At 57.8% G+C, this 25,884-nt stretch carries 13 protein-coding genes and 2 rRNA genes; 9 read left to right on the forward strand and 6 right to left on the reverse strand.

Features of this window, described 5'->3' with window-relative positions:
• Positions 1–95: 95 nt before the first annotated feature.
• Both HBH25_RS18080 and HBH25_RS18085 read right to left on the reverse strand, forming a co-directional pair.
• Positions 96–437, reverse strand: a complete 342-nt coding sequence (locus HBH25_RS18080) for a tryptophan synthase subunit beta (protein WP_168085332.1) — start codon at positions 435–437, stop codon at positions 96–98.
• Positions 438–533: 96 nt separating this feature from the next.
• Complete coding sequence (locus HBH25_RS18085; protein WP_168085333.1) at positions 534–8,243, reverse strand: retention module-containing protein; 7,710 nt, start codon at positions 8,241–8,243, stop codon at positions 534–536.
• Positions 8,244–9,021: 778 nt separating this feature from the next.
• Between HBH25_RS18085 and HBH25_RS18090 the strand changes: the two genes are divergently transcribed.
• The 5 genes from HBH25_RS18090 to HBH25_RS18110 all read left to right on the forward strand — a co-directional run bounded on the left by HBH25_RS18090 (position 9,022) and on the right by HBH25_RS18110 (position 15,444).
• A complete protein-coding gene (locus tag HBH25_RS18090) occupies positions 9,022–11,175 on the forward strand; it encodes a type I secretion system permease/ATPase (RefSeq protein ID WP_168085334.1) in 2,154 nt (717 codons plus the stop codon).
• Positions 11,165–12,532, forward strand: a complete 1,368-nt coding sequence (locus HBH25_RS18095; protein ID WP_168085335.1) for an HlyD family type I secretion periplasmic adaptor subunit — start codon at positions 11,165–11,167, stop codon at positions 12,530–12,532. Before HBH25_RS18090 ends, HBH25_RS18095 begins: the two co-directional genes overlap by 11 nt.
• Positions 12,533–12,759: 227 nt before the next feature.
• Positions 12,760–13,650: a TauD/TfdA dioxygenase family protein gene (locus HBH25_RS18100; RefSeq protein WP_168085336.1), complete on the forward strand. Its 891-nt coding sequence runs from the start codon at positions 12,760–12,762 to the stop codon at positions 13,648–13,650.
• 90 nt (positions 13,651–13,740) lie between these two features.
• A complete protein-coding gene (locus HBH25_RS18105) occupies positions 13,741–14,586 on the forward strand; it encodes an ABC transporter ATP-binding protein (protein WP_168085337.1) in 846 nt (281 codons plus the stop codon).
• Between the two features lie 9 nt (positions 14,587–14,595).
• Entirely contained in the window at positions 14,596–15,444 is an 849-nt protein-coding gene (locus HBH25_RS18110) for an ABC transporter permease (protein ID WP_168085338.1), read from the forward strand.
• Positions 15,445–15,458: 14 nt separating this feature from the next.
• Here the strand turns inward: HBH25_RS18110 and lapD are convergent, their stop codons facing one another.
• Entirely contained in the window at positions 15,459–17,402 is a 1,944-nt protein-coding gene (gene lapD / locus HBH25_RS18115; protein WP_168085339.1) for a cyclic di-GMP receptor LapD, read from the reverse strand.
• A 12-nt stretch (positions 17,403–17,414) separates the two neighbouring features.
• The gene (lapG, locus tag HBH25_RS18120) at positions 17,415–18,089 is read right to left on the reverse strand and encodes a cysteine protease LapG (protein WP_343041669.1); all 675 of its coding nucleotides are present in this window, start codon (positions 18,087–18,089) and stop codon (positions 17,415–17,417) included.
• A gap of 319 nt (positions 18,090–18,408) precedes the next feature.
• Between lapG and HBH25_RS18125 the strand changes: the two genes are divergently transcribed.
• The 4 genes from HBH25_RS18125 (at position 18,409) to HBH25_RS18140 (ending at position 25,325) form a co-directional block, all read left to right on the forward strand.
• A complete protein-coding gene (locus HBH25_RS18125) occupies positions 18,409–19,101 on the forward strand; it encodes a GntR family transcriptional regulator (protein WP_168085340.1) in 693 nt (230 codons plus the stop codon).
• Positions 19,102–19,701: 600 nt separating this feature from the next.
• Positions 19,702–20,478 carry a DUF3050 domain-containing protein gene (locus HBH25_RS18130; RefSeq protein ID WP_168085350.1) on the forward strand — a complete coding sequence of 259 codons (777 nt, stop codon included), beginning with the start codon at positions 19,702–19,704 and terminating at the stop codon, positions 20,476–20,478.
• Positions 20,475–21,404: a diiron oxygenase gene (locus HBH25_RS18135; protein WP_168085341.1), complete on the forward strand. Its 930-nt coding sequence runs from the start codon at positions 20,475–20,477 to the stop codon at positions 21,402–21,404. Before HBH25_RS18130 ends, HBH25_RS18135 begins: the two co-directional genes overlap by 4 nt.
• A 15-nt stretch (positions 21,405–21,419) precedes the next feature.
• On the forward strand, positions 21,420–25,325 hold the full coding sequence (locus HBH25_RS18140) for an amino acid adenylation domain-containing protein (protein ID WP_178089039.1): 3,906 nt from the start codon (positions 21,420–21,422) through the stop codon (positions 25,323–25,325).
• 58 nt (positions 25,326–25,383) lie between these two features.
• Here HBH25_RS18140 and rrf (HBH25_RS18150) read toward each other — a convergent pair.
• Together rrf (HBH25_RS18150) and rrf (HBH25_RS18155) are read right to left on the reverse strand one after the other, a co-directional pair.
• Positions 25,384–25,499 (reverse strand): 5S ribosomal RNA (gene rrf, locus HBH25_RS18150).
• 108 nt (positions 25,500–25,607) lie between these two features.
• Positions 25,608–25,723 (reverse strand): 5S ribosomal RNA (gene rrf, locus HBH25_RS18155).
• Positions 25,724–25,884: the final 161 nt, after the last annotated feature.

Here is a 25,884-nt window from a genome sequence, read left to right on the forward strand (position 1 = left end):
ACATGAGGCGATCGCTGGTGGTGGCTGTTCCCGGGCTTTGCCCGGTCCAACAACTTCTCGCTACGTTGTGAACAGCTGTAGAAATGAAACCGGCCTCAGATGAGGCCGGCGTCTTCTTCGTCGTTGATCAATCGGCTCAGGCCGCCAAGGTTGGAGCGTGCCTGGGTACGCTCCATCAGCTTGGCCTGGGCAGCAGGCGGCAGGTCGGTGATGCGGATCACACCTTTGCTGGTGAGTAACTGGATAAGGTCATCCAGTACCCGAATCATGTCCAGGTCGCTTTGCTGCAGTTGCTTGAGGCTCAGCTCAACCGTCTCGCTGCTGAACCAGGCCTGGACGTCCAGGTGGTCAGCGGGCAGGGTTTCGGTATAGCCGGCAAATTCCGTGGGCTGCACCTTAAGCAGGCGGCCCTCGGCGTTGCGCTGGACGTAAAACATCTTTCAACCCTCATAATGATCATTGCCTTCAGCCGGCCACAGCATAGGCCATGGACCGGTTGCCCGGTGAGGGTTAACTCACCAGGCCGTGGTGCATCAGGCGTGGTCCGGGGTGACCTTGATATGGCTGTCCGCGCCCGCCACCAGGCTCTTGAGCGCGTCGTAGCCAATGCCACTGACCTTGACGCTCACATCGGCTGCCGAGGCATTGGTGCTGTCTGCTGCCGTGGAACTCAACTTACCCGCACTGCTGACCAGCAAGGTAGCGGTGCCATCAGCGTCCTTGCCTACCTGCAGGTATTGGGTCAGGTCTTCGCCATGGCCGGACAGCAGGTCGCTCAGGTCAATCACATCCCCTTGGCCGATGTTGAAGTCAGTAATGGTGCTGGTGCCTGCGTCACCCTTCACAAACATGAAGGTATCGGCGCCAGCGCCACCGGTCAGGGTATTGTTGCCAGCGCCGCCCAACAGGATGTCATGGCCTGCCCCACCGTTGAGGATGTCATTGCCCCCTTGGCCGAAGAGAATATCGTTGCCGTCGCCGCCATAGAGCGTGTCCGCACCGCCTGAGCCTGTGCCGGTGAGCTTGGCAATGTCTGCCACATGCTCAGTTATATACTGATGCAGCGCCGAGTCGGTCACGGAGGACACCTTGGTGACGTCCGAGACATACGAACGCAGCGCTTCGACACCTTCGTTGTTGTACCCCGACAGGTTGATGGCATCGCCGAAGATGATGTCATTGCCTGCTCCACCCGAGATGGTGTCGGCACCGGCCGGAATGGCAACGTCGTGGCCAAGGATCGCCTCTGCCAGCTTCGAAGGGTCAACGTTGGTCTGTACGTTGCCGTCAGTGTCGTAGGGCTTGAGCTTTTCGGCGCTGATAGAGTCGTTGATCCCAATCGCTTCGACCGTAGGGCTCAGGTCCTTGAGCACCAGGAACGCGGCCTTCGCTTCTGCAGTTGCGGTATCCACATTGCCGCCGCTGCTAGCCCCGCTGTTGTCGGTCGTCGACACGTCGAAGGTCCCATCGCCCTGGGCGTGAATGGTGCCTACCGTGGCGGTGCTGACGCCTGTAGCCGTGACAGTGGTCTTGATCACATGGCCTGTGGCATCGACCAGGGTAACCGACCGGCCATCGATGGTCTGTACCAGCGCTTTTCCAGAACCCAGCGTGTAGTTGCTCATGGTAACCAGCTGGTCCAGGGTGTACGAGGTAGCGCCCTTGGTGTAGACCGTTGGGTTGCTTTCGTTCTTCTGGTACGTGTTTGGCTCACCATCGGTGATGAAGTAGGTGATGTTCTGCGCGTTGGTATTGCTGGTAGCCGTGGGGCTCTGGAAGAAGTTGGACGCCGCGTTGAAGGCATCTTCGTAGTTGGTATTGCCCCCATTGGTCATGCTGGCCAGCACAGCCTTGAGCTGGTCCAGGGCGGTGGGGTCTACCAGGTTGACGGTCACCGATTTCTTGACTGTGGTATCGAAGTCTTCAAGGAAAATGTTCACGGTGCCAGCGCCTTTGCTGGCCGCACTGTTTTGCAGGCTTTCGAACATGGCGGTCAGCGATTTCACGGAGTCGGCCACGGACTGGCTGCCCATGCTGCCCGAGGTGTCGACGATGAACGCAATGTTGTAATTCTGGCCCGCCACGAACTGCGTACCAGACGTGTCACCGGTGATGATGTCGTTGTGCTCGGTGCCCGTAGAGGTGCCATCACCGGCGCTACCATCCTGATGCTTGTACACGCCAGCCGTCACGGTAATCGGCAGGCTGGTCACGGTATCCAGGGTGGACGTTCCGTCCACAGAGGTGGTGGTCACTTGCAGCGTATCGGTACCGTTGTGGTACGCGGCCGGGGTGTAGGTGAGGGTGGTGACGGTCCACTGGCTCACATCCACGGATGTAGCACCCGTGGTCGCTGTGAAACTATGGCCATTGCCGTCGGACAGGGTCGCGCCTACGGGGATGCTGCTGATCTTGGTGACCGACGCCGTTTCCGAACCATCGATGTCGGTGGTGTTGGCCACCAGCTTCAGAGTGGTCGACCCGTTTTCGTCCACGGTGGTCTTACCGGTGGTCGTTAGTGTGGACACATCGGCCACTGGGTTTACGGTGATGCTCAGGGTGCTGGTCGAACCCGTGTTGGTGGTGTAGGTCGCCACCGGCACGGTACCGGCCCAGTCCTTCGTAGGGGTAAAGGTGTAGCTGCCGTCGGCCGCAATGTTAAGCGTGCCTACGCCGGTGCTGATGTCTTTGCCCGCGGCATACGTCTGCCCGCCCACGGTGACCGAGCGAACACTGAGCACACTGTCCACGTCGCTGTCATTGGCCAGCACGTTGCCGCTGGCCTTGCTGTCTTCGTTGATCGTGTTGGTGTCTGCTTTGAGCACACTGGCGTCGTCCACGGCAGTCACTTTAAGCGTGCTGTTGTACGTGGTGGTCGCAGCCGGTGCACGTGCCAGGTCCAGGCCGCCGACGTCGGTCACAGCAACGCTCACGTTGCGCAGGCCGTCCACTGGCGTGTCCGTGGCGTTGGAGAACTTGATCGCACTGATCAGGGTTTCATACGTAGCGATAGAGGCTTTGCCGCTGAGGGTAAAGGTCTGTGCCCCATTGACCACCTCACCGGCCACCAGCTTAACACCAGCAGGCAGTGTGCCCGTGAATGCCACGCTGTCCCCAGCACCCAGCCCGCTGATGCTCACCACGGCCTTGCCCAAGGTGGTGTTGTCCACATCGGAAATGGCCAGGCCTTTAACGATAGAGGTGGCGGCATCCCCTTCAGTGAAGCTGGCCGGCGAACCGGTCACAACGGGAGCGTCGTTCTCTGGGATCACGCTGATGTGCGCCGTAGCCGTGGCTTTGGCACCGTGGTCGTCGGTGACCGTGATGGTGATATCCCGCGTGGTCGAGTCGGGGTTCTGGGAGTTGTTATCGTAGGTGATGGTCCTGATCACGGCCTGATACTGGGCCGGGGTCGCGTCACCACTCAAGTTGATCGTGATCGTGCCCTTGCCATCAGCGCCCACCGCTTTGGTAATCACGGCCGTAATGCCCGTGGTACCGGTTTTCACGGCCAGGCTGTCACCATTGAAGGCATTGGTCAGCACCACCGTTGCGCCTTTGAGCATAGGGCTGTCCGCGTCGGTCAGCTTAAAGTCGTTGGCGATCAACGCCACGCCTTGGCCTACGTGCGCGGTTTCGCCTGGGGCCGGGGTTTCAATGAAGGTGTTACCAAAGTTGGTGGTGTCAGTGCGACCGTCCTGGTGAGTGATAACCGGCGCATCGTTCACGGCAGTGACGGTCAGGGTGCTCTTGTACTCGGTCGTCACGGCCGGTGCACGCGCCTGGTCCAGGCCGCCGACGTCGGTCACGGCCACTGTCACGTTACGAACGCCTTCTGCAGGGTTGTCCGTGGCATTGGAAAACTTCAGCGCGCTAATCAGCGTTTCGTAGGTAGCAATGGATGCGGTGCCACTGAAGGTGAAGGTCTGTGTGCCGTTGACCACGTCGCCTACCGTGAGCTTGACACCTGCCGGAAGGCTCCCGCTGAACGCTAGGCTGTCCCCCGCGCCCAGGTGATCGACCGTGACCACAGCCTGTTTCAAGGTGGTGTTGTCCACATCGGAAATGGCCAGGCCCTTCACGATAGATGTGGCCGAATCCCCTTCAGTGAACTGGGTAGGCGAACCCGTTACAACGGGCGCATCGTTTTCCGGGATCACGCTAATGTGGGCGGTAGCCGTAGCTTTGGCACCCTGGTCATCGGTGACCGTAATAGCAATGTCCCGGGTGGTCGAGTTCGGGTTCTGCGAGTTATTGTCGTAGGTGATGGTCTTGATCGCGGCCTGGTATTGGTCAGGGGTCGCGTCGCCGCTCAGGTTGATCGTGATCGTACCTTTGCCAGTCGCATCGATCACTTTGGTGATCTCTGCCTTGATGCCCGTGTTGCCGGTATTCACCGCCAGGCTGTCTTCCTGGAAGGCATTGGTCAGCACTACGGTTGCGCCCTTGAGGGTAGGGCTGTCTACGTCCGTCAGTTTCAGGTCGGCGGCAATCAGCGCCACGCCTTGGCCTACGTGTGGGGTTTCGCCTGGGGCCGGGGTTTCGATGAAGGTGTTACCAAAGTTATTGGTATCGGCGCGGCCGTCCTGATGGGTAATGACCGGTGCATCGTTGACCGGCACCACCGTCACGTTGAACGTGGCAGTGCTGGTAGCAGCGCTCTGGTTCGCGCCCTCGGTGGAGGTCGCGCTTACGGTCAAGCTGAAGGTGCCGTTGTAGTTGCTCGGAGGCGTAAGGCTCAGGCTGGCCAGGTCCCAACCCTCTAGGTTCAGAGCACCATTGGTCGCGGTCGCCGTGAAGCTATGGCCGCCCTCGTCTTTGAGGGTGGCGCCTTCCGGAATGCCAGACAGGGTTTTGCTGGTAATGCTTTCCGAACCGTCAGTGTCTACCAAGGCAATAGTGATCGGGCTCAGCTTGATGGCGCTGTCTTCTGCCCCGGTGCTTACCGGGTTGACCACAATGCTGGGTGCATCGGCAACCGGGGTAATGGTCACGTCAATGGTATTGACCACTGGCGCAGACGTGTCGCCGTTGGCGTTTTCTTTTGCAGTGCCTGTGACCGTGAGCGTCCAGTTACCGCTGACGTTTTCGCCGGCCTTGAAGGTAATCGCCGACAGGTCCCAGTCGCTCACATCTACCGTGCCATCGCCTCCCGCCAAGGCGGTATAGCTGTGGGTGCCGTCGGTGAGGGTAGCGCCCAGTGGTATACCGCTGACGGTGGTGACATGGGTTTCCGAGCCGTCGTTATCGCCGTAGGTCGCTACCGTACCCAGGGCAACCGCCGTGTCTTCGTCACCGCTGACGGTTTGATGGGCCACACTCGGCGCGTCGGCTACAGGCGCTACATTGACCACAATCGTGTTGCTGCTGGTGGCGGTGCTGCCGTTGGCGGTTTCGGTCGATGTGCCGGTCACCGTCAGGGTAATGGTGTCACTAGCATTGGCAGGCGGCGTAAGGGTAATGCCGCTCAGGTTCCAGGTGCTTACATCTACGGTGCCGTCGCCGGTAGGCTTGGACGTGTAGCTGTGGCTGCCGTCGCTGATCACGGCACCCACCGGGATGCCACTGATGACCGTCAGGTGTGTTTCCGAGCCGTCATTGTCGGCATAGGTGGCCACGGTGCCCAGGGCAATACCTGTGTCTTCGCGGGTGCTCAGTACCTGGTGCGCGATGTCCGGCGCATCGGCAACGGGCGTAACGTTGACCACAATGGTATTGCTCACCGGTGCGGTGGTACTGCCATTGGCACCCTCGGTTGCCGTGCCAGTGACGGTCAGGGTAATGGTGCCACTGGCGTTGGCTGGCGGTGTGAGGCTGATGTCGCTCAGGTTCCAGCCGCTTACGTCTACGGTACCGTCGCCGGTTGCGATAGCGGTGTAGCTGTGGGTGCCATCGGTCAGGGTGGCGCCCACCGGGATGCCGCTGATAACGGTGGTATGGGTTTCCGAGCCATCGTTATCGGCATAGGCAGCTACAGCGCCCAAGGTGATAGGTGTGTCTTCGGGCGTGGTCAGTTCCTGGTGTGCCACGGTGGGCGCGTCGGCAACTGGGGTCACATTGAGAGTGAGCGTATTGCTGGTGGTCGCGGTGCTGCCGTTGGCGATTTCAGTCGAGGTGCCGGTCACCGTGAGGGTAATGGGGTCACTGGCGTTGGCTGGCGGTGTGATACGGATGCCGCTGAGGTTCCAGGTGCTGACATCCACGGCACCGTCACCCGTCACCTTGGACGTATAACTGTGGCTGCCGTCGGTAATCACCGCACCTACCGGTATCCCACTGATAACCGTCACGTGCCTTTCCGAACCGTCGTTGTCGGCGTAGGTGGCGACGGTGCCCAGCGCAATACTGGTGTCTTCGTTGGTGGTCAGGGTTTGCGCGGCAATCACAGGCGCATCCGCCACAGGCGTTACGGTCACGCCGATGGTGCCAGTTGTTGTGGCGGTGCTGCCGTTGGCTTCAACCGAGGTGCCGGTAACGGTCAGCGTGTAGTCGCCACTTACATTGGTGCCGGCATTGAAGGTGATGCCACTCAGGTTCCAGGTGCTGACGTCCACACTGCCCACGGTGGTACCGGCGGTGTAGCTGTGGGTGCCATCGGTCAAGGTAGCGCCAGCAGGAACGCCGCTGATCACGGTGGTGTGGGTTTCCGAACCATCGTTGTCGGCGTAGGTGGCGACGGTGCCTAGGGTCACAGGTGTGTCTTCGTTAGTCGTCAGCGTTTGCTGAGCGACTACTGGCGCATCAGCCACCGGTGTAACGTTGATCACAATGGTATTGCTGCTGGTCGCAGTGCTGCCGTTGGCCGTTTCGGTGGACGTGCCAGTCACGATCAGGGTGATGGTGTCGCTGGCATTAGCCGCCGGTGTGAGGCTGATAGCCCCCAGGTTCCACGTGCTGACATCCACTGAACCCGCGCTGCTGCCTGCCTGGGTGTAGGTGTGGGTACCGTCGGTGAGTGTCACACCTACAGGCACGCCGCTGATGACCGTACGGTGGGTTTCCGAACCATCGTTATCGGCATAGGTGGCCACTGTACCCAAGGCGATGGACGCGTCTTCGTTGGTAGTCAGGGTTTGCTGAGCCACCACCGGTGCATCAGCCACCGGCGTAACGTTGACCACAATGGTATTGCTGGTAGTGGCCGTGCTGCCGTTGGCCGTTTCAGTGGACGTGCCAGTCACGGTCAGGGTGACAGTGTCGCTGGCGTTGGCGGCAGGTGTAAGGCTGATGGCGGTCAAGTTCCAGCCGCTGACATCTACCGACCCCGTACCACCGCTCTGTGCGGTGTAGGTAAAGGTGCCGTCTGTGAGGGTGGCCCCTACAGGCACCCCACTGATGACCGTCGTATGGGTTTCCGAACCGTCATTGTCGGCGTAGGTTGCCACTGTACCCAATGCAATAGGCGTGTCTTCAGCCGTAGTGAGGGTGGTAGTGGCAATCGCAGGCGCATCGGCAACTGGCGAAACCGTAAGCTCCAGGGTGCTGGAGGCGCCGGTGTTGGTAGTGTAGGTGATAGTTGGCACGGTGCCGCTGTAATTGGCGACAGGCGTAAAGGTGTAGTCCCCATTGGCCGCAAGGGCCAGGGTTCCTACACCTGCGATGGCTGCACTCTGGCCGGCGGCGAACGTTCCGGCCACGCCCGCCACGGTATACCCCCTCACCGCCAACGTGCTGTCGGCGTCGCTGTCATTGCTCAGCACGTTGCCAGTTGCCACCCCGTCTTCACTTATCGTTACGGTATCTACCGTAGCGATGGTCGGGCTTTCGGTGGGCGCTGCTTGCACGGCAGCCGTGTTGTCCCCACCTGAAGGGCCTGCCGTGTCGAAGCCGACCGTGGGGTCTACGGCACCTGCCGTTTCTTCGAGCATCACGAAACTGTGGCTGCCACCACCCGACCCGCCGGTATCGCCAGTATCACCTGCGGCAGTGGCTTCAAGCTCAGTGGTAGGGTCTGCGCCGGCCGCGATGGCTTTCTGAAGCTCAGCAACAGAGGGTGCCTGGGATGCATCGTCTTCGGAGGCGCGCACCATGTCTGGCGCACCTGCGTTCCATTGGCTGTCGCGGCCTACATCGAGTGTGCGGCCATCGTTCAGTGTCAGCGTCACCGCGCCGGCAGCGCCGGTTTGAACCACCTCTCCAGTCATCAACCGATCACCCTCGACAAGGACGCGGCGGATGCCTTCTGGTGAGACTGCGATGACTTGGCCAACAATGCTTTTAACGATGGCAACGACACTGCTCATGGGACTGCTCCGAGGGTTTCCGTTCTAGGTCGCTGCCGTACGACTGGCGAGGAAACCCCGGCCATTTCAATGGGAAGCGCGCTTTATTTTTTTGACGCCGTTTTAATGGCTGACTTGAGACAACAGCATTCTGCAAACTATTGACCGAATGACGCGCATCCTAAACAATTGATTCAGTAATGTCACTTTGATATTAATACGCCACATCAGCTTTAACGCGCCTGTATGTGACGCCCGTGATCACACAGGTTTAAGCACCTGGCAACTACACACATACGCTGCACGTTCTTCTGCCATTACTTATTGTTTACAAAGGAATTATTTATTGATTCCCTTGGCTTGGCACTCTTGCAATACCTGTCCGGCTGCGTGTCGCTAACGGCTTGTCGCGTCCTTCTCCAGACCAGCGGCAGCGCAACCGTTACCCAAGTGCCATCACCTGTCGAGAATAGGTTCGGCTGGTAAAGGAAAATCTGAAGCGCTGTGGCTGCTTTTTGATGAGGTTTGGCAAGGCGCTTCCTGCCGCCGGTCATTTAAAGGGGCTGTTTACTGGGCCCGCTCATCGCCCAGCCTGCAAATTGATACAGAACCTTTATGCAGTGCCGATAACCGCAGTAGTCGTGAAAAGGCCATGACAATGGCAGGCCAGCCATGGCACGCGTGACCCTCAACCTGTACGCTGGTGGCGCCCGAAAAGCAGCCACCGGCGTTAAAGTGCCCGGCCTGCACAAACCTTGACGAATCATTCCTTGTAACTTCGAAAAACAGAGAGCGCAGCGTGGATTCAGAAGCCGGTCGAGACCTACCCACTCATGATCCACGCAGCTTGCACGATGACCCGTTGCTCGACGGGTTGCTGTCCCTCTGCTACCTGCACCAGAAGCCGGCCAGCCGCGCCATGCTCACCACAGGCTTGCCGCTGCCCAACCAGCGCCTGTCGCCTGCGCTGCTGGCCCGTTCGGCAGCACGGGCTGGCCTGCAAGGGCGCTTGCTGACGCGCAAGCTAGAGCAAATCCCGGCCATTGCCATGCCGGCCCTGCTGCTATTGAAAGACAACCGCAGCGCCGTGCTGGTGGGGTGGGAAGGCGACAGCGCACGCCTTCTGCTCAGCGAGAGCGACGGTGGTGAAGTGCGCGTTGCCCGTGAGTTGCTGCAGGAGGACTACAGCGGTCGCGTCTTCTTCGCTCAGCCTCAGCATAAATTCGACGTAAGCCATGGTTCCCTGATTCCACGGGCAAAATCCTGGTTCAAGGACACGCTCAAGCGCTCGCGCTGGCTGTACATGGATGCCATCGCCGCCAGCCTCGTGATCAACCTGATTGCCATGGCCGCACCGCTGTTCGTGATGAACGTGTATGACCGGGTTGTACCTAACCAGGCCACGGCAACCTTGTGGGTACTGGCCGCAGGCATTACCGGCGCTTACTTGTTCGACCTGTTGCTCAAAGGCTTGCGAGGCCTGTGCCTGGACCTTGCTGGCAAGAAAACCGACCTGATCATCTCCGCCACACTGTTCGAGCGTGTGGTGGGCATGGCCATGAAAATGCGCCCGGCCCGTGTGGGCAGCTACGCCCAGAACATCCACGAATTTCAGGGCATGCGAGACTTTCTGACCTCGCTTACCTTGACCACCCTGATCGACCTGCCGTTCACCGTGCTCATTCTGCTGGTGATCGCCATCCTGGGTGGCAACCTGGTATGGATTCCTATCGTGGCCTTCCCCTTGGCCCTTCTGCTCGGCCACCTGTTGCAGAAGCCGCTGACCGCCACCCTTGAGCGCACCATGCAACTGGCCTCCGAGCGGCAGTCTGCGCTGATCGAAACCCTGGGCGGGCTGGATGGCATCAAGGTCAACAATGCCGAGAGCGAACGCCAGTACCAGTGGGAGCAAACCATCGGCACCCTTAGCCGCCTTGAGCTGCGCGTGAAGGTGCTGTCCAGCCTGGCCATGAACCTGACGCTGATGATCCAGCAGTTGGCGGGCGTGGCGATGATCATCTTTGGTGTGTACCAGATCATCGACAATAACCTGAGCATGGGCGGTTTGATCGCCTGTTATATGCTCAACACCCGTGCACTGGGGCCATTGGCACAGCTGTCCGGCCTGCTGACCCGCTACCAGCAGACGAAAGTCACCATGGTGTCGGTCAACCAGATGATGGAGCTGCCCCAGGAACGCAATTTCGAGGAGCGCCCGCTTAGCCGACCTATCCTTCAAGGGGCTATTGAATTCCGTAACCTGGGCTTTACCTACCCGAACCAGCAGAACGTGGCCCTTCGCGGCATCAACCTGGCCATTCGCCCTGGCGAGAAGATCGGCATCATTGGCCGGAGCGGTTCGGGCAAGAGCTCGTTGGCCAAGCTGGTGGTGGGCCTGTACGAAGCCGATGAAGGAGCCTTGCTGGTCGATGGCGTGGACATTCGCCAGATCGATGTCAGCGAACTGCGCCACAACATCGGTTACGTACCCCAGGACATCCAGCTGCTGGCGGGCACCCTGCGCGACAACCTGGTGTCAGGTGCGCGCTACGTGGAAGACGAAATGGTATTGCAGGCCGCTGAACTGGCAGGTGTGCATGAGTTCGCTCGCCTTCACCCACAGGGGTATGAAATGCAAGTGGGCGAGCGCGGCCAGAACCTCTCAGGCGGCCAACGGCAGAACGTCGCCCTGGCTCGCGCGCTGTTGCTGAACCCACAGATCCTGCTGCTGGACGAACCTACCAGCGCCATGGATAACAGCGGTGAGGAGCGCCTCAAGCAGCGCCTGCAACCGTTCATTGCAGACAAGACCATGGTGCTGGTTACCCACCGAGCGTCGCTGCTCTCGTTGGTGGACCGGTTGATCGTGATCGATCGCGGACAGATTGTGGCGGACGGCCCGAAAGCGGCTGTGCTCGAAGCGCTGAAGAAGGGGCAAGTTAATGTCGCTTAATGTAAAGCAAGGCGGCGGCATTGGCGCCTACTTCAAAGGCCGGGACAACCTCTCCGGGCAACCCCTGCCGGAAGTGAACAAGGCGCTGATCGACGATGCCCCACGTATTGTGCGGCTGACTATCTGGGGCGTGATTCTGTTCTTCGTGTTCCTGATCGGTTGGGCGCATTTTGCCGTGATCGATGAAGTGACCAAGGGCGAAGGCAAGGCGGTTCCTTCCTCCAAGATCCAGAAAATCCAGAACCTGGAAGGCGGTATTGTCGCGCAGATCTACGTGAAGGAAGGCCAGATCGTAGACCCAGGCGCACCACTGATTCGCCTGGATGACACCCGCTTTGCCTCCAACGTGGGCGAAACCGAGGCCGACCGTGTAGGCATGGCCTTGCGTGTAGAGCGCTTGAGTGCCGAAGTGGAAGACCGCCCGCTGAATTTTGCCGCCGAATTGCGCAAGAACGCGCCCAAACAGGCCAATGACGAAGAGCAGCTGTACCGCAGCCGTCGCCAGCAATTGGCAGACGAAATTGGCGGCCTGCAGGCGCAGCTTACTCAAAAGCAGCAGGAACTGCGTGAGTTCGGTTCCAAGCAAGAGCAGTACCGCAACAGCCTGAACCTTCTGCGCCAGGAAATCGGCATGTCTGAACCTTTGGTGAAGCAAGGCGCCGTGTCGCCCGTGGAAGTACTGCGCCTCAAGCGTTCCGAAGTTGAGACCCGTGGCCAGCTGGACGCTACGTCCTTGGCCATGCCTCGGGCCCAGGCGGCGATTTCCGAAGTGCAGCGCAAGATCGACGAGACCCGTGGCAAATTCCGCAGCGATGCCCTGACCCAGTTGAACGAAGCCCGCACGGACCTGAGCAAGTACACCGCTACGGCGAAGGGGCTGGAAGACCGAGTAAGCCGCACCATGGTGTCCTCGCCGGTGCGTGGGATCATCAAGTCTGTATTGGTGAACACCGTAGGGGGCGTGATTCAGCCGGGCAGCGATATCGTAGAGATTGTGCCGCTGGACGATACGCTGATCGTGGAAGCGAAGATCCGCCCCCAGGACATTGCTTTCCTGCATCCAGGCCAGGAGGCCATGATCAAGTTCACTGCCTATGACTACACCATCTACGGGGGCTTGAAGGGCGAGCTGGAGCAGATCGGTGCCGATACCGTCACTGACGAAGACAAGAAGCAGACCTATTACATGATTCGGCTACGCACTGATCGTAATCACTTGGGGCCGGATGATAAGCCTTTGTTGATTATTCCAGGGATGGTGGCGTCGGTAGATATCATTACTGGCCACAAAAGCATCCTGAGTTACCTGCTCAAGCCCATTCTGCGCGCACGCGCCGAAGCATTGCACGAGCGTTAAAGCTCGCCCTGCCGGGTTCATGGTGCAACGGCGCTTTACAGCGTCGTTGCCCACACCTATCAAGCCCTGTGCCCTCTGTACTAACGTTATTCCCTAACGGTATTTAATACGCGTTTTTTATTCTTTTATATTGGCTCTCGCGTACTTGCCGGCCAACCGGCGCGCCGCATGAATAGAACGAACACGGTCGTCCCCGTGAGTTTCTTGTCAATGTGTGGAGAGTCACTATGCCTTCGGCCCTTAACGCCCCTACCGTAGCCCACGGGCCGGCGTTCGAGATTATCCCCTTCCATGGCGCAGTAGGCGCCGAAATCATTGGCCTGGACCTTACCCAGCCGCTCTCAGACACTGATTTTGCCCGTGTGCATCAAGCACACCTGGACCACCATGTGGTGGTGTTTCGCGACCAGCGTATTACCCCTGAACAGCAGATTGCCTTCAGCCGCCGCTTTGGCGAACTGCAGATCCATGTGCTTAAGCAGTTCCTGCTAGCAGGCCATCCTGAAATCCTGATCGTCTCCAATATTGTGGAGAACGGCACACCCGTGGGTTTGGGGGACGCCGGTAAATTCTGGCATTCGGACCTGTCCTACAAGCCACTGCCAAGCCTGGGCTCCATGCTTCATGCCCAAGAGCTGCCCAGCGAAGGCGGTGATACCCTCTTTGCTGACATGCACAAGGCCTTGGCTGCACTGCCTGCCGAACTGCGCAAAGCCATAGAAGGCCGCAGTGCCGCGCACTCCTATACCGCTCGCTACAGTGAAACCAAGTTTGAAGGCAATTGGCGCCCTACGCTCAGCGCCGAGCAATTAGCTCAAGTGCAGGAAGTGGTACACCCCGTCGTGCGTACACACCCTGAAAACGGCCGCCAGGCACTGTTCGTCAGCGAAGGGTTCACCACGCGTATTGTGGGCCTGCCTGAGGATGAAAGCCGACAGTTGCTTGAGGAGCTCTACCGCTACAGCGTATTGCCCGAAAACATTTATCGGCACCAGTGGCAGCCCCATGACCTGGTGTTCTGGGACAACCGCTCGCTGATTCATCTGGCGGCCGGTTGCCCAAGCCATCTACGGCGAAAACTGTACCGCACCACCATTCAGGGCGACGCGCCCTACTGACGCGGCCTGCTAGAGCGCCCAGTACCTTCCCTACGCCCTTCTGCCGTACGCCTTAACCCGTGCGGCGGCTGCTATCAGGTAACCGCCCCCATGACCCTTCCTGCGAATGGCCAGCCTGCTGCCTCTACGCCGCTGCTGGCGGTAGACAAGGTAACACTCGAGTACCAGACGCCCCGCCAGATTGTGGGTGCCACGCACCAGGTAAGCTTTGAAGTAGATGCCAACGACCGGTTCATATTGCTAGGCCCGTCAGGCTGCGGCAAAAGCTCACTACTCAAAGCCATTGCCGGCTTCATCGCGCCAGCGGCTGGCACTATCCGCCTGGCCGGCCACCCGGTGACGGGCCCAGGGCCGGATCGCCTGGTTGTATTCCAGGAATTCGATCAGTTGCCGCCCTGGAAAACGGTCAAACAGAATGTGATGTTCCCCTTGCTGGCTTCCCGTGCTGCCGGCCGTGCAGAGGCTGAGGAGCGAGCATTGCACTACCTGAACAAAGTGGGCCTGGCACGCTTTGTCGATGCCTACCCACACACGCTTTCTGGCGGGATGAAAGCCCGTGCGGCCATCGCCCGCGCCTTGGCCACACAACCCAAGATGCTACTGATGGACGAGCCCTTTGCAGCCCTGGATGCCCTTACCCGTCGCAAAATGCAGGAAGAATTGCTGACGCTATGGGAAGAGGTACGTTTCACGTTGCTGTTCGTCACTCACTCCATTGAGGAAGCCCTGGTGGTGGGCAACCGTATTTTGCTGTTGTCGCCACACCCTGGCCGTGTTCGGGCAGAGGTTCATAGCCATCACTATGGCCTGCATAGCCTGGGAAGCGAAGCCTTTCAGGCGTCTGCTCGGCACATTCATACGCTGCTGTTCGATGAGGTGCCGCAAGGCCCTCGCGAGCCACAAACCACCTTCAATGATTTGCGTATCGCTTATTAGGGGCCGCCCATGAGACAGGAATATGAAGTTGCGCCCGCCCCGCTGGTGGATATGCCGCTGGAGCGCGAGCTTCCGCTGGCAAAGCGGCTGTGGCAACAGGGCTGGCTGCGCAAGGGGGTCATTCTGGTGGTGATCGGCCTGATATGGCAGGCTGCGGCGCTCTATACCAACAATGACCTGCTACTGCCCAGCGTGACCCAGACCGCCCGGGCACTGGTGGAGGACACGCTCAGTGGCGAGCTGCCGGCCAAGGTCATGGTCTCCATGGGCGTACTGCTCAAAGGGTATGCGCTGGGTATCGTGCTGGCGTTTACGCTCACTACATTGGCGGTCACAACACAACTGGGCCGAGATTTGCTCAGTACACTGACCTCGATGCTCAACCCCTTGCCCCCCATTGCTCTGCTGCCTTTGGCGCTGCTGTGGTTCGGCCTGGGCGAGAAAAGTTTGGTGTTTGTACTGGTGCACTCCGTGCTATGGCCCCTGGCGCTTAATACGTACTCAGGTTTTATGGGGGTGTCTGAAACCCTGCGTATGGCGGGTCGCAACTACGGCCTGCGTGGTCTGAGGCTGGTGGGGCTGATCCTTATCCCGGCAGCGCTGCCATCGATTCTGTCAGGCCTGAAGATCGGCTGGGCCTTCGCCTGGCGTACGTTGATTGCAGCAGAGCTGGTATTCGGTGCCACGAACGGCAAAGGTGGCCTGGGCTGGTACATCTACCAGAACCGCAACGAGCTGTTCACCGACAAAGTGTTTGCCGGGCTTGCCGTGGTCATCGTGATCGGATTGCTGGTAGAAAACCTCGTATTCGATACCCTGGAACGCCTGACCATCAGGCGCTGGGGCATGCTGCGCTAACCGCGACGGGCGGCTTATTGCCAGGGGCCGGGCTCGCCTACCAGCCGGCCTTGCACGGCTGAAATACCCATCTCGCGGATAACCGCCAGTTCGCCCTCGGTTTCTACCCGCTCGGCAATCACGGGCAGGTCGATGCTGTGTGCTGCCCGTTGAATGGCCTCAATGAACAGCCGCTTGTGGTTTTCCTGGTCGATAGCGCGGATGTAGCTACCGTCCACTTTCAAGTACGCCAGGCCCAGGTGTGCCAGGTTGCCAATCATGCTGAAGCGACCACCGAAGTGCTGTAGCGCCAGGCCGAAGCCTAAGGCGTGAAGGCGCCGTGTGACATGCTCAAGCACCTGCTGCTCTGGCAACTGTTCTTCGCCGATTTCGAAGACCAGCCGAGGCCCCAACGCAGTGTGCTGGTTCAATAGTTCGAATATACGGCCCAGGGCTTGGGGGTCGTCCAAAGTCGCGGCAGAGAGGTTGAGGGCCAATACCCCAGGGCGTGCCTGCAAATGTGCCAACACAAGGCGCAGCATGATCAGGTCCAGCCGACTGGACCAGCCAAAGCGCTCAATCCACGGCAAGAACCGCCCCGCTGCGACGGCCTGCCCCTGCGCGTCCAGCACGCGAGACAACACCTTGTGATGCAGGGGCGTGGCATCATGGGTATTGACTACCGGTTGGAAGAACAGCTGAAAGCGGGAGGTGGTCAATGCTTCGTCCAGCAATTGATACCACGCATGGTGGTCGTCACCCCCTATTTGTGCTGCCTGTTGATCCAGGCACACCCAGTGGGCTTCGCCAGAACCCTCCGCCTGAGCCAACGCCTGGTCTGCCAGTTTGAGCAAATCCTGAGGCGCCTCACCTGCCGTATAGGGTGCCAGCCCCATCCAGGCGACGGGGTACACGTCCGAGGCTGCTGTTTCATACAGGCTGTGCAGTGCCGTATCCAGCGTTTCAGCCAGTTGCTTGGCTTCTTCCAGAGTAACGCCTGGCGCCAGCACGGAAAACTCACCACCACGGCTGCGGCAGATCAGGTTACTGGTTTCGGGGTGCCGTGCGCAGTGCCTGACCAGCATGGCCCCAACTTCCTTTAGCAACGCATCGGCAGCAGGTGCCCCAATACGCAGGTTAAGACCGGCCAGGTCGTTGACGCGTAACAAAAGCAGATAGCCAGCGCCGTTTTCTTCAGCGTGGCTTACGCGAGCCTGCAACTGCATGTCGAAATAGCGGCGGTTGGCAAGGCCTGTGAGGGTGTCTTGGTACGACTCTTCTCGCAGCCGCTCGCTGCGCTCGGCCTGCTCCATAAATAGTGCTTTGAGCTTCTCTACCATTTGGTTCATGGCCTGCACGACACGGCGCAGTTCAGGCGTGCGAGGCAACTGAGGCAAGATCAGAAACTCTCGACGGGCAATGCCATGGGCTTGCTCGACCATATAATCCAGCGGGCGTAACTGCCGTTTGAGCAGCAGCGCACCGAGCACGCCACTGATAGCGCCACAGATCAGCAGCCAGCTTAGGCTCCCTAGGGCGCTTTCCCACAACTTGGCCAGGGCAAACATGGGGTGGCTTACCACCTCGACCCGCGCAGCCTGCTGCCAACCACGGCTGACCAAGGCATCACTCCCCGCAGCCTCCAGGCCAATGAGCCGGATAAACCACTCAGGTACCCCTGCACTGTCCGGTTCGGCACTGCGCTCGACCATTACCTTGTTATCTGCCAAGTCCACCACACGAATGCTGGCGTAGTAGCCGCTATCGAAGATCGAACTGACCATCAGTTCGACCATGGCCGGGTCATCGATATTCGGGGTCAGGGATAGCGCCAGTGCCGTGGCGGCGTCCTGTGCATGGGAACGCAACTGATTGACGTACTGGGCGCGCGAACTTTCCAGGCTAACCATGAAGCTCCCGCTGAACGCCACGATCAGAAACAGGCAGATGGCGAGCAATAATTGCTTGAACAGGGACATCATGGCTCCAGTTTATTGAGTAGGGTCAGCCGGAAAGCCTTCGGCGGCCATTTTCTTCAGTACATCCTGCCAACGGGAAAGCCGCTTGGTATCCCCTACGCGCTTGTTCCCGCCAGCGCCGGTTAACCACAGGCCCTCGGCATTAAAGGCATACACCGGCAAGAGGTCCGTACGCTGGCTGGCCGGAAGAATGCCATCCATCAGGCTATCGAGCACCAAAGGCATGGCCTCAGGGCTCGAATAATAGGTGAGTACCATGTGGGCACGGTTCTGCCGTAGCGCCTTGACGTAGGTGATGCGTAGCTTCTCCCCTGAAACGCCAAGATGGCGCAGGCTGAAATACTTCGCGATAGCATAGTCTTCACAATCACCGGCGCCTTTCCACAGAGACTGTACGGGGGTGGCCCAGTAATCGACCTCCTGCCAAAGATCGATATCTTCCCGGTACTGCATCTGATGATTGAAAAAGAGGTTCACTACGTTCAGTTGCTCAGCTTCAGAAACCTGCTTCTCTGTTGCAAGCAGCCGTTGCCAGGCGTCGATCCGCTGCTGGCCTGCACCCAAGGGGCCATAGAGTGCCTGTGCACGGCGGCTGATCGTGGAAAAGTCCCAATCGGCCTGCAGAACCCCAAGCAAGCCAAAGCTCACCGCCATCACCATCGCTAGGCGGCGTAGCAGTACACCTATGAAACGACCTTTCACCACTACGGCAGGCCTGACCAACACTGGAAAGAAACGGATGGTGAAGGTAGAGTCAGCAAAATACAATCGCAACGTGATATCACTTTACCGACGTTTGTCGACAGGTTGTCAAATAAGCGCGATAAGCCACTGAACGGCAATGGTAAGTGCTGAAAACGTTCCGCAAAGGACGTAAGCTCCTTTCCATTATGATTGTAGGTCCCGGCCCACACATCAATAGGCGTGTTTGAATAGCAGGGAGCTAAATCCGGCAGGACTTCGGTCGATAGCATTTAGTAGTTTCACATTTATCAAGGTAGTCAACGTGCCTAGAAAACCCAGCCCTTTGAGTGTTGTGCTGTCTGCAGAACAGCTTCCACCTCACCTTGCTCGGTCGATCATCGAAGAGCGCTTGCGCAACGCTATCCTGGATGGAAGCTTGCCAACTGGGATGGCCGTCCGTCAGCAGGAATTGGCCACGCTATTTGGCGTAAGCCGCATGCCCGTGCGCGAAGCCCTGCGTCAACTTGAAGCACAAGGGCTGCTCACAGTAGAACAGCACAAGGGTGCTGTGGTTGCGCCATTGATTACCTGGGATGCGCCTGAAACCTACGAACTCAGGATCCTGCTGGAGTGTGAGGCCTTGCGGCAATCGGTGCCTCACCTTACCGAGGTGGAGTTGGGCGAAGCGGATCAGCTGATCGAACGCCTGGAAGCTGAAACGGACTATTCGCTGATGGGCGAACTGAACAAACAGCTTCACTTGAGGTTGTACAGCAAAGCACACAACCGTCGCCTGATGACGCTTGTGACTATAGGCCTGGAAGAGGAAGAACGGTTCTTGCGGTTCAACCTGAAGGCTATGGGCCTTGGCAAGGTTTCCCAGGATGACCATCGCCAACTGGTTGCGGCAGCGCGCGCCGGCGATGTGGACCTAACCGTTCAATTGCTTACAGTTCATCTCCAGCGTGGTATCGAAGTTATTACTCGCTACCTGGAAAGCACACAGAAAAAGTAACGTCTGCGCCAGCCAGCTGGCGCTAATCCCTTCCTTCTGACGGCACGCCCTGCGTGCTGCCCCTTGCTGCGCGCCATTCAGGTAATTACCAGATACACATTGGCCTGATGGAAATACGCGAACAAAACGCACACTCTTTGCCTTGATCGGTAAAAGTCTCGTGTCGAGACGCCGGTTCGAGGAGGCTGCGCCTGCCGCGTGTAAAGCGGCTTACAAATTTCCCCTATCTGAACGCCCAAACCCTTAGCGTATTGCGCCCCCATGCGCACCTCCTGATTTCGATCATATTTGATCGAAAGGAAGTTCTACGCCTTTAAAAACCTGAAAAAGAGGTTTTATGAAGTTACTCGCCCTTAAAAAACGTAGAATAAGAAATATACTTAAAAGTTCTTGCAAAACGCACTTCCACTGAACTAGCTTAAACAAGCCGATACGGATCCATTTTTCGTATAAGCCCAGCCCGTCTGTGCTGTCGCTATACGCCCGTACTACGGCACAACGTCCTACATTGCTTGAAAACTGCGGCCTAGAGCCACTGTTACGGTTTTGCCCATTTTTCCGGGGATGGATGGACTACATCTTTATACTTTGGAGGCTCACATGCATTCATTTGAAAATACCCTGCTTGTTCGCAAACAGGCGCTTGCCCAACATCCCATATTCTCGGCAATAACAACCTTGGCGGATTTGCGTGTTTTCATGCAGACACACGTATATGCAGTATGGGACTTCATGTCTCTGACAAAACGCCTGCAGAACGAGCTTACTTGCACCGGGCTGCCATGGTTACCCCCTACTGATCCGGAGTCAGCCCGCTTGATCAATGAAATTGTAATGGGTGAAGAATCTGACAAACGTTTGGGAGGTGGACATTACAGCCACTTCGAACTTTACCTTGATGCCATGCGTGAAGTAGGTGCCAATACCCGCTCCATCGAGCACTTCATTGCGCTGCAACGCAATGGCGAAGGTTACCAAGAAGCACTGGTAAGCGCAGGCGCCGATGGCGCGGCTATGAATTTTGTGAAGCATACGCTGAAAACGGCTTGTCACGCGCCTGCCCACCAGGTGGCGGCTGCCTTCCTGCATGGCCGCGAAAGCGTGATTCCTGCCATGTTCCAGCGCTTACTGGATGATTTAGGCGTATCACAGGCCCAGGCGCCCACCTTCCGCTATTACCTGCAGCGCCACATTGATGTAGACAGTGAAGACCATGGCCCTGCCGCCGAAAGGCTGCTGTATCGCCTTACCGGCGATGACCCGGTTCTGCGTAGGGAAGTCTTTGAAGCCGCGATCTCAGCAGTCGACAGCCGACTACTTCTATGGAATCGCCTTCAGGCCAGCTTGCAGGCCTCTCACAAGGAGGCGGTGGCATGAGCGCATTTACCTACGTGTCATTCGCTGAGCAATGGGAACAACGGGCTACTATTCGTACACGCCCTCGCCGGCGGTTGGAAAATGACAACCGGCTCATATACCCGCTAAGCCGACAGCCGTTGGCGATGAGTGCCGTGCTTCAACGCGCTTGCCCAGAACAAAGGGACTTTATTCTGCTGCAGACGTTGTACAAATTCATCAATGACATCGTGATCTTTGAAACGGAAATCGTTGACAAGACGGCACGTAATATTGCCAAGGGCCGCTTCGATGTGGCCTTTCCCCTACCTTGCCGCTATGACGCAATGACAGTTGTGGTGGACGAGGACTATCACGCGCTAGTTGCCATGGACTTCCTGCAGCAAACCATTGCAGCCACCGGTATCGAACCCATCCACATGCCCCAGGAGATAGAACTCAGCCGTGCCATCCCTGCCGTCGTTGCTCGCGCACCCGAACCTCTCAAGGCAGCCATGGAGCTGATTTGCGTGGCCATTGCTGAAAATACAGTGACCAATGATGTCGCAGCCTTTGCCAAGGACGAAACTGTAAAGCCGTCCATAAAAGGGCTGATGGCTGATCACTTGGCTGATGAAGGCAGGCACTCCAGTTTTTGGACAGCACTGACACGTTTGTATTGGGCGAACGCTTCACAGCCTGACCGTGAAGTAATTGCTGGCCTGCTACCGGTCTTTATCGAGCAATACCTTACCAACGACATTCAGAAAGCATTCGACATCCGGCTGATCGATGCACTGCCTGTACCTGTCAGCGTCGCAGAAGCACTCAAGCAAGAAGTGGCAGAGCTTGCGTTTCCCATAGGCCCCCACCACCCGCTGGTCATGAACATTGTTCGCTTTTTCAGGCGCAGTGGTTTGCTCGACGCTCCCTGCGTGAACACCGCCTTGGCGCCCTACCTCACCTGATAGCCGGAGAACGTTATGCAACAACTTACTATCTGGATGCTTGGGCACAGTGCACTGGCGCGTGCACTGGCACAGGAACTCGAAGCCTATGGGCACCTGTGCGTTTTACATACAACGCCCTCCAACCTTCCCAACGTAGCGGCCAGCCTGATCATTGATGACGGCAGCCTGATCCTGGAGCCTGCTGCAAAACGCGACTTTGGCAATGCAACGGTACTGCTGTTAAGTGTGAGCCTAGAAATAGAAACACATAGCAGCCTGCCGTCCGCGACGCTAGTCGTGACGTGCAAGGGGCAGGAAGTAGCCTATTGCACGGCTCAGGCCGACCATCGAGGCAACGGCCAGGTACTGCACCGCATGGCATTGCAGCAATGGGTCGAGGCGCTGTGCGACTGGGTAGGTCAGTACTCACGCGATGCATCGGCCCTAGCGGCCCTTGCGCCGGCTGCCCCTGTCGCGGGGGTACGCCGCCATTTATTGGCCTTCGACGCTATTGCCTACCGTCACAACCTTAACCAGACTTCGAAGCCCGATTTGCTGGCCGTAGCTGATGTTCCTTTAAGCGTGCGCTTAGAGGAAAGTTTTGCTCGCCATAAAGACCACATTGCACTTCGCTGGGAGGGCGAAAGCCACACCTATGGGCAACTCAGAGCGGCTGCAGAAATTGTTCGCCAGCATATCGTTGCCCAAGCGAGCGCAGGGTCACCGGCAGTGGTGGGGCTATGCATGGGTAAAAGCCCCCAATTGTTTGCCTGCGTGCTCGGCATACTGTTGGCGGGTGCGGTTTATCTACCGCTTGAGCCCAGCCATCCCTTGGAGCGTCGGCGTTATATCCTTGAGAACAGCGGCGCAAGCCTATTGCTTCATGACAGCGAAGGCGCAGTGGCGTGTGGAAACTGGCAGTCGGTAGAACCTTCGCATTTATCCCACTGCAATACTGCTTCGGAGCCAGTGGCGTTTAGCGCAGACAGGCCTTGCATGGCGCTCTACACCTCTGGCACTACGGGGCAGCCCAAAGGTGTACTGCTAAGTCAGCATAACCTCAGCCACTTCACGGCTTGGTATGCCGATTATACGGGCTTGGTACAAAGCTCGAAGGTGCTGCAGTTTTCCACCCTAAGCTTTGATTCTGCCACTATCGATCTCTTTCCTACCTGGTTGACCGGTGCATGCTTGATCGTTGCTAACGACGACGAACGCCGTGATCCTGGACAGCTTCTGGACTTGCTGACCAACGAGCACGTGAGCCACGGCTTCCTACCCCCTGCCTTGCTGGCCATCTTGCCGCTAAGCCGCTTGGACGGTATTACCTGTATCGCCACAGGTGGCGATGTCTGTGAACCGTGGATCATCGAGGCGCTTGCTGGCCGGTGCCGCTTTCTCAACTTATATGGCCCAACAGAAGCAACCGTTCTGGTAACGGCTACCCAGTTCGATATTTCAAGCAGCAATCGCTCCCTAGGTAGCCCTATCGCCAATAGCCAATGCTGGTTGCTGGATGAGCAGGGGGAGCCTGTGGGCAATAACGAGGCAGGTGAACTGTATATCGTGGGCCCGGGGGTTGGCCTGGGCTACCTGAACAACCCTGTACTCACCTGCGAACGCTACGTTTCCCTTACGCTGCCAGACGGGGGCCAAGTACGTGCCTACCGCACCGGTGATCTTGCACGTTGGGGCGCAGGCGGCCTGGAATTGGTAGGCCGCAAGGACAACCAGGTAAAGATCAGAGGCTTTCGAGTAGAACCGGAGGAGATCGAATGTTGCTTGCGTGATGCGCGGTTATGCCAACAAGTAGCCGTAGTCGTAAACGATGACCGTCGGATCATTGCGTTTATTGCGGGGCCTCTAACCTCTAGCATGGATATGGCCCATGATTTGAGGCAGTACGCGGCAGCTCGCCTGCCTTCTTATATGCATCCCGCCGTGTATGTTCAGCTTGAGCAGTTGCCCTCAGGCGCGAACGGCAAGGTGGACCGGCAGGCGCTTAAATCCTGTCCCCTTCCCCCCACAGCCTCTCGCACAAATGCACCTCGCACCGATCGGCAGCGAGCCCTTCAAGCGCTATGGGCCGATCTGCTCGAATTGAGTGAAGAAGAAATACCCATAGATGAGAGCTTCTTCAATCTGGGCGGGCATTCCATTCTGTTGTCACGCCTACTCATTGCACTTAAGGAGCAATTTGACGGTGTGATTTCGATCAACCGGTTTATTGAGCGGCCAACCCTCGAATGCCTTGAACAACTCCTTGCCGCCGGAGAACCCGAAACAGCGCGCTCAATTGATCCACAGATCGCCAGTGACCTTTCCCGCCCTCTGGGGATAACTCCTCTGCCGCTAAGTACGTTGGGGGATGTGCATAAACCACTGGTCACTGGTGCAAACAGCTTTTTGGGTGTGCATATCGTGGCAGCCCTGCTGGACTGGGGCGCGACGGAAGTGACGTGCCTGGTTAGGCCCGGAGTGAATGAAACAGCAGAAGACCGATTCGCTGCAGCGCTTGTGGATAACCATTTGGCTGTGGACAGATCGCGTGTGAGGGTTGTCTCAGGGGATATTGCTCAATACCGGTTTGGTTTATCCGAATTGGATTATCAACAGCTCGAAAATAACTGCGGCGCAGTTATCCACAACGCCGCTAATGTCAATCACGTGCTTGATTACGCTGCGCTCGCACGCGATAACGTTGAGCCGCTGTTCCATTTATTGAGCTTCTGCGAGAGCAAATGCAAAAAGATCCTGAATTTCGTTTCCACGCTGTCTGCGTGCAGCGCCATGGATCCTTCAGGCACCGTGTTGGAAACCTGGCCTGCCACTACTCCCCCCCTGTACATCCGTAATGGCTACAACCTGTCCAAATGGGCAGGGGAGCGAATACTGGAGCGTGCACACCAGGCCGGCTGTTTCATTAACATCTTCCGCCCAGGCAATATCAGCTTCAACAGCACAACTGGGGTTTCTCAGCCCTACAAGAATCGTTTGATGCTGATGCTCAAGGGGTCCCTGCAGCTCGCTGCCGTACCTGCATTGGAGCTTGATTTCGATCTGATGCCAGTGGACTTCCTTGCAAAGCTGATCGCCTTTCAATCCAGCCGACACGACGCTTCTGCCGCAGTGTTCAACCTGCATAACCCTATGCCGTTGCGCTGGATGGACTATGTACATGCTTTTGCTTCAGCAGGTCACACGTTTGAGGTAGTCCCCGTTGAGGCCTGGCAGCACCGCTTGGCTGAGGTGGACAGTGCCAACGCGCTATTTGGCGTACTGGGGTTCTATCTGAGTGGCTTCGAAGAAGACATTGGTGACATCTCCAATATCGACTACCACAACGCTGCTGGTGTGATTCAGCGCATGGGAGCCACTTATCCCGTTAAAGACGCAGCACTCCTTGCGCGTGGCTGCGATTACCTTCAATCCATTGGCTTTATCCAGAGGAACACGATCATGGCCCCACTCAAACCCGATACGCGTATTCATAACCCCACTGGTGTACGTGTTCAGGCCACTGTAGAAATCAATTCACCGGCTTCTGAAGTCTGGGAGGTGGTAGGTGATTTTGGTGGCTTCCAACGGTTTATAACGGCATTGGAAGGGACTCAGCTGATTGGGAAAGGCGTAGGGCAGGTACGCTGGAAAACCTTTAAGGATGGTAATTTCGCTGTAGAACAGCTCAACAGCCATGATTCACTTAATAGGTGTATGACTTGGACGCTGATCCACACCTCTCTTCCAGTGGCCAACTTGTGGGCGGCCATGGAAGTCAAAGCGCTTGGCGAGGAGAAATCAATGGCTACCTGGACGATTCAAGCAGAGCCACTGCCTGATGGACAGCCGAACGGCGATGCCTTTACAGCGTTCCTGCAGGCCTTCGCTGATGGCGCTATGCAAGAGGCCAAGCGTGTAGTGAATACTGTAACGGCGTAATTGGCCTAGAAAGACAAAAGCCCTGGTCGCGTAAGCGGCCAGGGCTTTTGTGTTTGAATCTTGACGATGACCTACTCTCACATGGGGAAACCCCACACTACCATCGGCGATGCATAGTTTCACTGCTGAGTTCGGGATGGGATCAGGTGGTTCCAATGCTCTATGGTCGTCAAGAAATTCGGGTTGCCGTTTCGCCTTACAGGCGTCTTGGCAGAATTCTTGATACTTCTACTTAAAAGCAAAACCCCTGATCGCAAGGCGACCAGGGGTTTTGGGTTTGAATCTTGACGATGACCTACTCTCACATGGGGAAACCCCACACTACCATCGGCGATGCATCGTTTCACTACTGAGTTCGGGATGGGATCAGGTGGTTCCAATGCTCTATGGTCGTCAAGAAATTCGGGTTGCGGCTTCGTGTTCACGGCTGTGTTCACGCAGCTGCAGATCTGGGTATGTGATGTGTGAGTGTGCGTCTTTTCGGATGCGTCTTCACCACCGCGCTCTGTGCAGGCACAGATTGCTTGGGTGTTATATGGTCAAGCCTCACGGGCAATTA

Origin of the sequence: Pseudomonas quercus, assembly GCF_012033695.1 — a bacterium.
In the GTDB taxonomy this organism is placed as follows: domain Bacteria; phylum Pseudomonadota; class Gammaproteobacteria; order Pseudomonadales; family Pseudomonadaceae; genus Aquipseudomonas; species Aquipseudomonas quercus.

Coding starts and splice junctions, on each gene's coding strand:
- HBH25_RS18080 (WP_168085332.1), bottom strand. CDS start 437: ATGTTTTACGTCCAGCGCAACGCCGAGGGCCGCCTGCTTAAGGTGCAG.
- HBH25_RS18085 (WP_168085333.1), bottom strand. CDS start 8,243: ATGAGCAGTGTCGTTGCCATCGTTAAAAGCATTGTTGGCCAAGTCATC.
- HBH25_RS18095 (WP_168085335.1), top strand. CDS start 11,165: ATGTCGCTTAATGTAAAGCAAGGCGGCGGCATTGGCGCCTACTTCAAA.
- HBH25_RS18100 (WP_168085336.1), top strand. CDS start 12,760: ATGCCTTCGGCCCTTAACGCCCCTACCGTAGCCCACGGGCCGGCGTTC.
- HBH25_RS18105 (WP_168085337.1), top strand. CDS start 13,741: ATGACCCTTCCTGCGAATGGCCAGCCTGCTGCCTCTACGCCGCTGCTG.
- HBH25_RS18110 (WP_168085338.1), top strand. CDS start 14,596: ATGAGACAGGAATATGAAGTTGCGCCCGCCCCGCTGGTGGATATGCCG.
- lapD (WP_168085339.1), bottom strand. CDS start 17,402: ATGTCCCTGTTCAAGCAATTATTGCTCGCCATCTGCCTGTTTCTGATC.
- HBH25_RS18130 (WP_168085350.1), top strand. CDS start 19,702: ATGCATTCATTTGAAAATACCCTGCTTGTTCGCAAACAGGCGCTTGCC.
- HBH25_RS18135 (WP_168085341.1), top strand. CDS start 20,475: ATGAGCGCATTTACCTACGTGTCATTCGCTGAGCAATGGGAACAACGG.
- HBH25_RS18140 (WP_178089039.1), top strand. CDS start 21,420: ATGCAACAACTTACTATCTGGATGCTTGGGCACAGTGCACTGGCGCGT.